Below are 12,291 nucleotides of genomic sequence, written 5' to 3' on the forward strand. Positions count from 1 at the left end.
AGATAATCCTAAATATAAAATGGAAATGCGGAACAAGTATAATGCGTACTAGTCAATATTTATTATCAACACTGAAAGAAACACCTTCTGATGCAGAAGTTATAAGCCACCAATTAATGTTGCGTGCAGGTATGATTCGTAAACTTGCGGCAGGTTTATACACATGGTTACCCAGTGGCTTAAAAGTATTACGCAAAGTTGAGAATATTGTACGCGAAGAAATGACAAAAGCGGGTGCTATAGAAGTATTAATGCCAGTAGTACAGCCAGCAGACTTATGGGAAGAATCAGGCCGTTGGGAACAGTTTGGACCTGAGCTATTAAGAATAAACGATCGTCATCAACGTCCGTTCGCGCTTGGCCCAACACACGAAGAAATCATTTCTGAATTAGTAAGAAAAGAAGTCAGCAGCTATAAACAGTTGCCTATGAACTTATTCCAAGTTCAAACAAAATTCCGTGACGAAGTACGCCCTCGTTTTGGCGTAATGCGTGCACGCGAATTCACCATGAAAGACGCGTATTCATTTCATTTAACGGATGAATGTTTAGAAAAAACATACGCAAAAATGCACCAAGCCTATTGCAATATTTTCGAACGCTTAGGGTTAGACTTCCGCCCTGTATTAGCAGACACAGGCTCTATTGGTGGTAGTCTTTCACATGAATTCCACGTACTGGCTGAATCTGGTGAAGACGCTATTGTATTTAGCTCTGATAGCGATTACGCAGCTAATATCGAAAAAGCTGAGTGCCTTGCTCCAGTAGGCGAGCGCCCTGCCCCAAGTGCAGAATTAGCAGAAGTAGCCACGCCTAATGTAAAAACCATTGATGAAGTTGCTCAACATTTATCAGTTGATAGTACTAACATCGTGAAAACACTCATGGTGTATGGCGAAGCAGAAGAAAATGAAGCCCGCCCTGTTATCGCATTAGTAATTCGAGGCGACCATGAGCTTAACGATGTAAAAGCAGAAAAACTAGCTGGTGTGCAAACTCCGTTAGAAATGGCTTCAGACGAAGATATTCTTAAAACCACAGGTGCAAATGCAGGGTCAATTGGTCCAGTAAACTCATCAATTAAAACTTATGTTGATCGCGCTGCTGCTCACTTGGCTGACTTTGTATGTGGTGCAAATAAAAACGATACACACTTAACAGGTGTAAATTGGGATCGCGATGTTACAGACTACAAAGTTGTAGATATCCGTAACATTGTTGAAGGCGACCCTTCACCTTGTGGTAACGGCACTGTAAACATTAAGCGCGGTATTGAAGTTGGACATATTTTCCAACTTGGAACTAAATACTCAGAAGCAATGAAAGTGGGCGTACTGGATGAGAACGGTAAAAATCGTTTACTCACTATGGGTTGCTACGGTATTGGTGTATCGCGCATTGTTGCCGCTGCAATTGAACAGAACCATGACAAGTTTGGTATTAAATGGCCAGAAGCAATTGCTCCGTTCAAAGTAGCTATTGTACCAATGAATATGCATAAATCTCATCGTATTCAAGAAGTAGCAGAAAAGCTATATGAAGACTTAGTCGCTGCTGGCGTTGATGTACTGTTTGATGATCGTAAAGAACGCCCAGGCGTCATGTTCAATGACATGGAGTTAGTTGGCATTCCACACACAATCGTAATCGGTGAGCGTAACCTAGATAACCAACAAGTTGAGCACAAAAACCGTAGAAGTGGCGATAAAACGTTAGTTGATATTGAAAGTGTGCTTGATTACATCGAAGCGTTATAATAATTCCCAAGACAATTGAACTACAGACAAGCGATAAGCAACTAAATACCCTATTGCTTATATAAACTAGTCGCATTGCATCAGATTATAGGTACAATGCGACTAGTTATTCAACCACTTTTTTCTAACCAATTTAATTAAGCTTGCCGAACAAATACCTACAGCTGCAAACAATGTCAACATTACACTATTAGTGATTGTAAATAAGTAGCTTTCGTAACCTTTGGCCGATAGCAATAGCCTTATAGTAAAGTAGTAGTCCAAGGAAAATATAGTTAGCCAGCAGCCAAAAATCATTAATAAGTTAGTTAGCCTCAGCGCATAGAAGCCGGCTAAGCTTATTCCTGACACGAATAAAAATCCATAATTAAGATTCCCTCCAATTTCATTCACAAATACCATAATGCCAGCTAACGCAAGTATAAAAAGAAAATGAAGAAAAAGCCTCTGAAAATTATTCATGCTCTAACCTCAAGTATTACAGAGCCAGAAGCTAGCAGCATTTTTCTGACTAAATCTGTTTCCTTAGAGCCTGTGACTCCACCTCCAATATCAATACATCCTGCTGACCCCTTGATTTTTCCTCCGTGCAAAAAAAATCCAGAACGACCAAAAGTTTTAGTGCTGCTTCGAGGAGTCAACTTCACTCGCCAATCCCCCCAGTCACCGTGACGAAAATTCCTATACAAATCACCAGCGATATTCGGGTCACTTAAATCAGACGATCTGATTGAATAAAATCCTAAAGGAATTGACCCAACCCATGAAGCTTTTAGGCAAGATTTGGAAGCATTATTTTGACAAATACCCTTTCCACTTGTAGCTGGTATTGTAAACGAGAATGAAGACGACTGAATGTGAAGCCTTCTAGATTCAATACTAAATATCAGTTTCATAAAAAAACCATTATTAACTCAAATAAAAACAATCATTAACAAAGTGGTTGCGCAAGGTAACATAAAACGAAGAATACAGACCAAAAAGTTTTATTGATAGTCTTTTTTAATAATTAAGAAAGAAGCTTGCCTAATATTTTATATACTTCTCATACGCTTATTTCAAAGCGTAAAATTTAAACGCTTGTTTTCATAATCTATGCTTTGCTATTCTCCCTCTTCAATTCATTCAGACGTTCGAAAGAGGAAATATGAAGTTAGCGAAGTTTGCGTCATCAGCATTACTATTTATTGCAGGTACGGCACAAGCCACCGTCATCACTTTTGATGACTTTAGCTCAATAGATGGTTTGACGTTAAATGGCAATGCCCATATTCACGACAACAAATTAAGATTAACTAATAATCAAAATAGTCAAAAAGGCAGTGTATTCTCTACACAACTTATTGATCTAAACGCAGGGTCTTTTTCCACTGAGTTTTCTTTTAATTTTAATGGCCAAAATGGTGGAGGTGCCGACGGTATCGTTTTCGCACTACAAAGTACCAGCAACCAAGCTGGCTCTGGTGGGGGCGGAATTGGTTATTCAGGTTTAAACAATAGTTTTGGTTTAGAATTTGATAACCACAGCAATGGCCCTATTGATAACTTTAGCGATTCACACATTGGGATCAACTTTAATGGCAGTGTAGTTTCAGAAAAAATTATAACTACTAACGATCTTGGGCTGGGCAACTTAGATTCACCTGATACAGTGTGGTATGCATGGGTAAACTACGACAATAGCACAGACATGTTAGACGTATATTTTAATGATAGTGATATTTTACCTACGGTAGCCGCAATCTCTTATCAAGCTGACTTACCATCAATTCTTGGCACCAGTCAGGTTTATGCTGGCTTTACATCTGCAACAGGTGGTGCAAACGCAAATCATGACTTACTTAGCTGGGAATTTTCTGGTACAAGTGGCGGTACGAGTAGCTTTAAAGTACCAGAACCAAGCACAGTATTTATTTTTACAGCTGGTCTGTTTGGATTACTGAGACTTACTAGCAGAAGATAACAACGCTGGCTGTATTTGAGCATCTGTAATGAGTGTGAACTCAGTTTTAGCCATCAATTATTCAACTGTAGTTGATGGCTTTGTATTATTTATTCTCACTAATAGCTATTTATACTCACTAATAGCTATTCGTTAAGAACACAGCTTTCGGTTCTTAATACAGCAGGTAAGTTACCGTGTAAAAAAGCACCCAAACCTGCAAATATTAGGACAAACTTTTACCTGCCCACTTCTAATTTGATGCTGCCTTTCTTTAGAGGTAAAAGCATGGAACAAGCATAAAGAGCAGTTTATCAAACCGAATTAAGTTAACAATTCTTCCAATAAGAAAAATAATCTTCAAAATCTGGCACGGTTCGGTCTGGTACTGAGTGTACGGGGGTGCCTAAGTATAAAAAGCCTACTATTTGATCCTGTTCGGTTAAGTTGAATGCATCGTGTACGTGGCGATTTTCTGCATAACTGCCTGTACGCCACATTGCACCTAACCCCATTGAAAATGCAGCTTGTTGCATGGCCATTACAGTACACCCTGCTGAAATAATTTGTTCAAAATGCGGTACCTTTGGATGTTCTGCATATTTCGCTATACAAAGAATAACCATAGGTGCTCGGTGCGGTAATTGTTTTGCGCGCTCAATTTGGGCAGGTTCAACTTCCGGATCCGTTTTTAATGCAGCATCCGCATAAATTTTGCCAAGCGCAGAGAGTGCTTCATCACCTTCAAAAATAACAAACTGCCATGGTTTTAACGCTGCGTGATCAGGTACGCGTAACGCTGCCGTTTGAATAATATTCATTTGTGCTTTGGAAGGTGCTGGCGTCGTTAAACGTGCGCAAGATTTACGATTTGTTAAAAGTTCATGTGCAGACATGGTTGAAAGTGTAGGATGATTTGTCATAAAAAAGAGACCTGCTAAATTATCTATTTGGCGATAGATTAACAGATCTCGAGATGAAAATTAGGTGGTTAATGTGTTTATTTTTTTATTTGTTTTTTCATAAAATAGTCAACACTGGTGAATTTTCCGCCACCGTAAAAAAATAAGGCTAAAAACATAATAAAATAAGTCGCTGCGAACTCGATGCCGTTATTTAAAATCACAAAATTACCACTTGAAGTAAGCCACTCATAATTACCATGCTCTTGTAATAAGGATTTTGCCGCTTCCACTTTTTCTGGTGCTTCCATAATATTTTTATTGTAAAAAATAGTGCCGTCTGCCAACCAACTTGATGCATCGGCTATGGCCAACCAGCCGTGTTTTAGGTGCACGGTTACTGCTGCAACTAACATTGTAAACATTAATGGAATAGAAATCAGTCGGGTAAATAGGCCGATAAGTATAAGAAAACCGCCCACAAATTCGGTTGTTGCAGCTAGACCTGCCATTAATTCTGGCATAGGCAAACCTAAGCCCCACTCTGCATTACCAAACCACGCTGCCGTATCTGAAAAGTTACTTAATTTATTCCAACCTGCTTGAATCATAATAGGAGCAAGGTAAAGTCGCATTAATAGCGGAGCAATACCTTCAAGAGCTGATACAGAGTGAATTGCAGAATCATATTTTTGGCTTAAGCTTTTGAGCATACGGTGTCGTCCCGAATTAGAAATAGTACAAATTTTTATATAAGAACGTGTTTGTTTGTATTTTCTTTCATAAGTGTAGGATAAATTAATAAATATTTATTTTTAAACATACCTATATTTTTTATAACGTAAAGCAACCAATAACGGGAGATTTAGCATGACCAGCCGGAAACAGAAAATTACTCAAATTAAAAAAACAACCCAGTTATTAGCTGATGAAAAGCAATCTGTAACCAATTTAGTCCGATTATTAGTACAACAAAATCCTGAAAAAACAGCTATTGTGGTTAAACGATGGATTGACGGAAAATAAAGCACTCATTTTACAGCGCCTCACTCACACTTTATCACGCTCATCTAAAATAAATTTGTTCAAGCCAATAGCAGTTACCTATTTTTGCTTATACTGTTTTATATATTTAAATAATGATTTAGCAACTGTGGAGCTAATTTGATCTTAACCATTCAGGATCTTGGTCATACTGTTGTTGATGGTGATCAGCCACGAGAACTTTTCTCCCAATTAAATTTGCGCGTGAATCGGGGAGAATGTATTTCACTAATGGGTGATAGTGGTTGTGGAAAAACCACATTACTCAACTTAATTGCAGGACTTGAGCCCATTCAGAAAGGAAGCATTTGTTTAACCGATGTGGCACTTGAAAAAGCGAATGAGGATCAGCTAAGTCAAATACGCCGTGAAAATTTAGGTATCATCTTTCAGAATTATAATTTGCTATCGGGGCTGAATGTTGAGGAAAACATTTCATTTAGCGCTAAGTTAGCAGATAGATATAATGCCTCTTTGTGTAATGAGCTCGCCGAGCAGTTAGGTATTGGCCAATTACTGAAAAAGCGGCCTGATGAGTTATCCGGTGGTGAAATGCAACGAGTAGCGATTGCAAGAACATTAAGTGCAAAGCCGCAACTATTACTCGCAGACGAGCCAACCGGAAACCTAGACGACAAAAACAGCCAAAGGGTCGTTAAGCTATTAATCTCTTTATGTAAACAATACGCTGCTACTCTAATCATTGTTTCGCACAGCTACAAAGTCGCACAAGAAGCAGACCGCATATACCACCTTGATAGTAACGGAATAAGTGTCGTAAGTTCTCCAACGCCCAATGATGCTTATACAACAACCGAGTAGCTAATGAATGCACGGGCTTTTTATCGCATTATAAATTTGGTTATACGAGCTTATTATGCTGAGTACACAACAAAGCCTTTACTTCATCTTAGTTTTATTATTAGTTTAGCTATCGCCACCAGCACCTTAATAAGTATTCTGATGTTAAATGATGCTAGTAAGCAGCAATATGCGTCAGCAAGCGATTTACTGAGCCCTCCTTTTGCTTTTTACATTTACCCGAAAGAAGGATTGAAGGCAACCAAGCAGGACTTTAGATTAATAAGACAGTTAGGCTTTATAGAAGTTTCTCCTGTACTAGAAGTCAATACGATATTAAACAACGACACCGTGCTTGCCATTTATGCAACCGACCTGCTCGCATTAAGTATTCTGTACCCAGACGTGTTTAACGTAAACATGGCATCAATTACACAAACTCTCGCTCAGCAGCTCTCAATCGAACACCAGCAAACCTCTTACCTACAACTCAAAAGTGGAGAAAAACTCCCCTACCGCATTATTACCGACGCGAATTTAAGAAAACATGATATGGCTATAATCGACTTTTCATTAGCTTGGCAGCTTTTTAAGCCTATCAATGCATTTAGCTATTTTACTGTTACTGCCATGTCGGCTGAAAGAAAACAAACGCTAGCAAATCAACTTCCCTCCCACTTAATGCTATACGAACCTTGGAAGCTGGAAGAAAAGAAAGGTTTTGCAAATGCATTGCATTTAAATTTAACGGCATTAGCATTGCTAGGTTTTTTAGTCAGCCTGTTTATTGCCTATCAGGCTGGGCAGCAAGCATGGCAATACCGCCACCAATTAATTAATCAGCTTAGGTTGTTGGGTGTACCGCTGGTGACAATTCGTATCGCGCTATTGATTGAATGTGCTTTTATTGTTGTCTTTGCGTGTGGATTGGGCATTTTACTTGCTGCCGCAATTGTTATATTTAGTCTTCCCATTGTAGGTGTCACTTTATCTCAAATTTACGATTTACATCTTACCGGACATTTTGAGTGGCATTGGCGCTATTTGTTGTGGGCATTTCTATTGTCTAGCAGCGCGGTCATTACCGCTTTGTTTCATCAATTACGTTTAATTAATCGGCCACAGCTAAAGTCCATACCAATGAAAAGTCAACGCAGTGCAAACGTGTTGTTTATAGGTCGATTGGTTCTTATAACCCTGTTTTTTCTTTTTCTACATTGGCTTATGCCTTTATCTTGGTCTGAATCATTCTTATCACACGGCTTTTCTTCAGAAGTACAGTTATCAAACTGGCTTTTGATAATGATGAAATATGGCTTTTTGTTGCTTGCGAGCATCGCCTTTTTGCCAATATTTCTATTGGCTTTAATAACGGCTTTTCATTCTTTACTACTTATTTTTAATCACTTAAATAGCTCATGGAATAATTTTAAAATTGGCTATTTAATAAAAGACGCGCAAAATCAAATCTATCGACGATATGTCCCACTAGCTGCATTTTACCTTGCACTCACTGCAAGCATTTCAGCTGGGCTTATGGTGAAAAGTTTTAATACCGCTTTTGTTGACTATTTGGATCAGCAACTGTCTCAAGACTTTATTATTAGCGTACCAAAAAACCAAAGCAGCCGCTCCATCCCCCAACCTTCGAGTTTGGATGAAAATAGGCTTGAAGCTTGGCTTAAACAACAAGCCTTTATCGAAGAAGTCATTTTATATCAGCATGCTTGGTTTACTTATAAAAATACCCAATTACGCATTGCAAGAATGAAGTCTATTAACCAATTTAATGCCCTTAGCTTTAAAGCATTAAAAGTAGAAGCCGAGTTCGTACAAGCTCAGTTAGACAAAAATAATAACAACATCCCAATTTGCTTTATTAACGAACAATTCGCATTAAGTAACGCCATTGAACTATCAAAGCCAAAAATCTATCGTATTTTTTTAAGCCAAGCCCAGCAAACCATTGAGTGCGAGGTAAAAGGTGTTTATTTTCAGTATGGCTACCTCGGCCATTCCGCTTATTTAGTTAAAACTAACCATCACCAAATAAATTGGCGAGGAACCAGCTACGGTATTTATTTAAAAGCATCAGAGTCCATAACTTCATTAGCCTTACAGCAACGCATTAATAATGCACTTAACAATCCGTCAAATACCCAGTCAAATATCCAGCCAAATATCCGGTTAATTAGTGAGAGTATTCTTCAGTCTAGTGAACTTAAAAAGTTAGCATTAGAGGTATTTGATCAAACGTTTATCTTAACGCAAGCCACTTCCGCTGTATTGCTAGGCATCGCATGCTTTGGTTTATTTTTGTCTGTTACAAGCTTAGAGCTAGCAAGAAAACCTGATTTACTCGCCTTATATCGCTTAGGCTATAGTAAACGTAACGTGTTTAGCCACATGTTCGTTCAGTGGATGCTTTTACTGATTGGTACCGTACTATTAAGTTGGCCTGTAGCCACGGTTATAGCTGAGGTGCTTGTGAGCAAAGTGTTGCCCGCCTCTTTCGGCTGGTCTATGCCATTAGTAAATGATGTAGGAACACTTTTAATGACTATGTTATCAAGTAGCAGCATAGGCATCATTCTAGTCATTCCCGCTCTTTTCATTCCATTATACTCATTTCATAAAAAGCTACGATGATGATAACAAACAGCAATAAACCATACGTAAATTTCACGCTTAGCCATTTTTTAACATACGTTTTATTCACCACACTATTACTATCCGCAGCGTGTAGCGAACAAGTAGGCAATCAATATTCAAATAAAGAAGATCAATTATTTCGGCTTAAAGAAAAACCCGATAACCGCTTCACGCTGCCATCCGCTAACGAGCCAATTATATTTCCTGAAGCACATTTCCCCAAGCTTCAATACCACCATGAATGGTGGTACCTAAATGCGAATTTGAAAACAAAAAACGGAGAAGCGATGGCATTACAATGGACATTATTTAGAACCGCCATTGGTGAACACCATTTATATTTTGCACATGCTGCCATGGCCGATAAATTCACTCATTCATCCGCATTTCGGCTAGGAAGAAAAGAGTTGGGCAACGTCGTGATTAGTAATAACACGAAGAAAAATAGCCATACTTCATCCACCTCTTTTTATGCTCAAATTGATGATTGGGTATGGCAATCTAGCCAACAATTCTTACCAGCAAATTTATCCTTTGGGTCTGATGCCACGCCTTCCAATACCAAATGGAGCGCATCATTATCACTTAACACCAATACTCGAACAGAGCTTAATCCTGATAGGCCTTTTTATTTTCTTCAAGGGGTCAATGGTTTTAATAAAAAGCACGCAGTTGAAAACATTGCTAGCTATTATTATTCCCAACCATTCATAAACGTAACTGGACATATAGAATGGAAAGGAGAAGAGCGCATTGTTACAGGCAAAGCCTGGTTTGATCGTGAATGGGGGTCACGGTTACTTGCCGAAGATCAGCAAGGCTGGAACTGGTTTTCTTTGCGTTTAAGCGAAAATAAAGCGCTGATGGTTTATCGTTTACGATCAAACATTAGCGATTATATTTATGGCTCAATTATGCATAGTAATGGAAAGATAGAAGTACTAGAGACGAGCGACATTCATATTAAAACAATGCATTCAACCCATAATAAATCAACAACGCACGCCTACCCTCAACAATTCTCTATCATCCTTCCCAATCATAAAATTAATGTGGATATCAGCGTTGTTAATCCCCAGCAGATTATGCGTTTTGGTATCGCATATTTCGAAGGAATGGTACAGTTTAGTGGAAGTCATCAAGGTGAAGGCTTTGTAGAGATGACAGGCTACTAAACAACATTTAACTCCCTGTGCGCTTTTAAACTTTTAGGCATTAACCTATTTAACGAGCCAGTTCTGTTGAACATAGTGTTCTCAGTAAATAGCACAAACACATAGACTGAAATAACAATCAGCACGCATAATTCAGCGATTGAACATATGGATGATTGCGTAATTTTTTACGTAAATTACCTAACCATTGCTTTGTGTCTTTGGTAAGTCGCGCTTAAAAAGCAATATAAGCAAATAGATAAACGCGATAGGTGGAATAATTGCAGTAAAAAAGCCTATTACCGACACAAGAATAGGTGTTTCAGTTTTTCTACGGCCTAAATAAAAGCTAATAGCCGCCATAAATATCCCTAATCCAATTACAAAATAACTCAGTTGTGTTGAACTAATTCCCACTGTTTAATTCCTTTTTCTATTTATATTAACTCTTTATAGGCTGGCAAAAGCTTATTACGATGTCGTAGCAAAGCATAATTTAGCAAGCTGTGAGCAATTGTCTCGAGCAGCTTGATACCCATTGAGCTTACAGGAGGCAACACATCGTATTTTTACCATATAATACTCTGTAAGCCCCCTTAAATTTACGACGTACTAAAAGTCACTACATGTAATGGTCAACTGCATATGCCCAAAAACATGTACCGTTTAATGCTTTATATAATATATTGACGCTAAATCAATTCTCTTTTAGCCATGCAATTACGCTTTCAGCATTTTTATCAGGCGGAAAAACCGGATAAAACACTTTAACAATGCGCTCTTCCCTAATGATTAACGTAATTCGTTTATAGAAACTAACACCGTTCAACTTCATTTCTAACAGTGGAAGATTCAATGTCTCTTTTAATCTAAGGTCACTATCACCAATAAGCGGAAAAGGTAGGTGAAGTCTAGCCACTTCATTTTGCAAATATGGAACATCTTGGGTAGAAAGCCCGAATACGTTGGCCCCAAGAGCAGAAAGCTCAGATTGATGATCTCGAAACGCACAACCTTGTGGAGAACATCCCCTCGCCCCAGGAATAGCATCCCATCCCTCAGGATCAACTGAATCCGCAGATGAACGAGGGTAAATATAAACTACCGTTGTTTTAGGTAGCCCTGCCAACATAATAGGTCCATTGGTTGATTCAAGCGATATTGGCGGGAAAAGCATACCTTCAAGGTGATCACATGCACCATCATCTTCAGGAACGGGTAAATTATCCGGTAAAATTTGTTCGCTCATTATGTATCTCCTATATAAAAGCTAATTCTACTTTAAGTAGTCAGCTAAAACGGACTAAATGGTGTAGCAAAACGGAACCAAAGCCTGCGTTAAAAATCAATTTAACCCGTTTGTGATCCGTTATACATCATATGTATTAGTGGGAATGGATTACCTTGGCCGTCCAACGCTGAGCGTCCAACTTGTTTAAAATCCATTTTTTCGTAAAACCTAATAGCATTAGGATTCTGCTCGTTTACATCCACTTTAAATGCACCTAAATTATTTAATGCATACTTTATAAGCTTCCGCCCGATACCAATACCAAAATACTCAGGCTTTACAAATAGCATCTCAATATTTGAGTCTGCTACACCTATAAACCCTTGTATTTCACCGCTGCGCTTAACAGCACTAAGCTCAACTGCATCAAAGTATTGCTGCAAAATAAGTGGCTTAAGTTCAGAAATATTTTCTTCGGGAAGGAAATCATGAGTTGCTCGCACTGAAGCCTCCCATATTTCGATCAGTTCTTGATAATTACTCTTAGAGACTTTTACTACATCCATTACACTTTCCTTGGCTCCGATATTTTGAACCCCACACAGCCTAGCCTCGGCATTATCGTGGGTTAGCTAAGAGCCAGCGCTATAACTCGTGCTTGATTAACTAAAAAGATAGGCTGGCATGGCTAAACATAACATACTTTTCATTGACTTAGATACTCACAAGCGTTTGTAATGCCACTACAAAGTTAAGCTGAACAAAACCTAACCAACTGCTGGCAACCCCACTTAATGTCATTGTATAA

12 protein-coding genes are annotated in these 12,291 nt (G+C 38.6%); 6 read left to right on the plus strand and 6 right to left on the minus strand.

The features are described from left to right. The first annotated feature begins 41 nt into the window (after positions 1-41). The gene (locus HUU81_RS09470) at positions 42-1,757 is read left to right on the plus strand and encodes a proline--tRNA ligase (protein WP_199608722.1); all 1,716 of its coding nucleotides are present in this window, start codon (positions 42-44) and stop codon (positions 1,755-1,757) included. A gap of 458 nt (positions 1,758-2,215) precedes the next feature. Here HUU81_RS09470 and HUU81_RS09475 read toward each other — a convergent pair whose 3' ends face one another. Next, positions 2,216-2,653 (minus strand): tlde1 domain-containing protein, encoded by a 438-nt coding sequence (locus tag HUU81_RS09475; RefSeq protein WP_199608723.1) that lies wholly within the window; start codon positions 2,651-2,653, stop codon positions 2,216-2,218. A gap of 251 nt (positions 2,654-2,904) precedes the next feature. Between HUU81_RS09475 and HUU81_RS09480 the strand changes: the two genes are divergently transcribed. After that, positions 2,905-3,720, plus strand: a complete 816-nt coding sequence (locus tag HUU81_RS09480; protein WP_199612013.1) for a lectin-like domain-containing protein — start codon at positions 2,905-2,907, stop codon at positions 3,718-3,720. A 308-nt stretch (positions 3,721-4,028) separates the two neighbouring features. Here HUU81_RS09480 and HUU81_RS09485 read toward each other — a convergent pair whose 3' ends face one another. Both HUU81_RS09485 and HUU81_RS09490 read right to left on the minus strand, forming a co-directional pair. Further along, positions 4,029-4,595 (minus strand): NAD(P)H nitroreductase, encoded by a 567-nt coding sequence (locus HUU81_RS09485; RefSeq protein WP_199612014.1) that lies wholly within the window; start codon positions 4,593-4,595, stop codon positions 4,029-4,031. 104 nt (positions 4,596-4,699) lie between these two features. Next, positions 4,700-5,314 carry an HvfX family Cu-binding RiPP maturation protein gene (locus HUU81_RS09490; RefSeq protein WP_199608724.1) on the minus strand — a complete coding sequence of 205 codons (615 nt, stop codon included), beginning with the start codon at positions 5,312-5,314 and terminating at the stop codon, positions 4,700-4,702. A 157-nt stretch (positions 5,315-5,471) separates the two neighbouring features. On the opposite strand from HUU81_RS09490, the gene HUU81_RS09495 reads away from it, so the two are divergent. The 4 genes from HUU81_RS09495 (at position 5,472) to HUU81_RS09510 (ending at position 10,273) form a co-directional block, all read left to right on the plus strand. After that, a complete protein-coding gene (locus tag HUU81_RS09495; protein ID WP_199608725.1) occupies positions 5,472-5,627 on the plus strand; it encodes a hypothetical protein in 156 nt (51 codons plus the stop codon). Positions 5,628-5,765: 138 nt separating this feature from the next. Further along, the gene (locus HUU81_RS09500; RefSeq protein WP_199608727.1) at positions 5,766-6,467 is read left to right on the plus strand and encodes an ABC transporter ATP-binding protein; all 702 of its coding nucleotides are present in this window, start codon (positions 5,766-5,768) and stop codon (positions 6,465-6,467) included. A 141-nt stretch (positions 6,468-6,608) separates the two neighbouring features. Next, a complete protein-coding gene (locus HUU81_RS09505; protein ID WP_199608728.1) occupies positions 6,609-9,095 on the plus strand; it encodes an ABC transporter permease in 2,487 nt (828 codons plus the stop codon). Then, positions 9,092-10,273, plus strand: coding sequence for a lipocalin family protein (locus tag HUU81_RS09510; RefSeq protein ID WP_233520471.1), 1,182 nt, complete (start codon positions 9,092-9,094; stop codon positions 10,271-10,273). The genes HUU81_RS09505 and HUU81_RS09510 overlap by 4 nt, the downstream gene beginning before the upstream one ends. A gap of 180 nt (positions 10,274-10,453) precedes the next feature. Here the strand turns inward: HUU81_RS09510 and HUU81_RS09515 are convergent, their stop codons facing one another. The 3 genes from HUU81_RS09515 to HUU81_RS09525 form a co-directional block, all read right to left on the minus strand. Further along, positions 10,454-10,669, minus strand: a complete 216-nt coding sequence (locus HUU81_RS09515; protein ID WP_199612134.1) for a hypothetical protein — start codon at positions 10,667-10,669, stop codon at positions 10,454-10,456. A gap of 280 nt (positions 10,670-10,949) precedes the next feature. Then, the gene (locus HUU81_RS09520) at positions 10,950-11,501 is read right to left on the minus strand and encodes a peroxiredoxin (protein WP_199608729.1); all 552 of its coding nucleotides are present in this window, start codon (positions 11,499-11,501) and stop codon (positions 10,950-10,952) included. 101 nt (positions 11,502-11,602) lie between these two features. Beyond that, positions 11,603-12,049: a GNAT family N-acetyltransferase gene (locus HUU81_RS09525; protein WP_199608730.1), complete on the minus strand. Its 447-nt coding sequence runs from the start codon at positions 12,047-12,049 to the stop codon at positions 11,603-11,605. Between the last annotated feature and the right edge of the window lie 242 nt (positions 12,050-12,291).

The sequence above is a fragment of the Flocculibacter collagenilyticus genome (assembly GCF_016469335.1).
Lineage (GTDB): Bacteria > Pseudomonadota > Gammaproteobacteria > Enterobacterales > Alteromonadaceae > Flocculibacter > Flocculibacter collagenilyticus.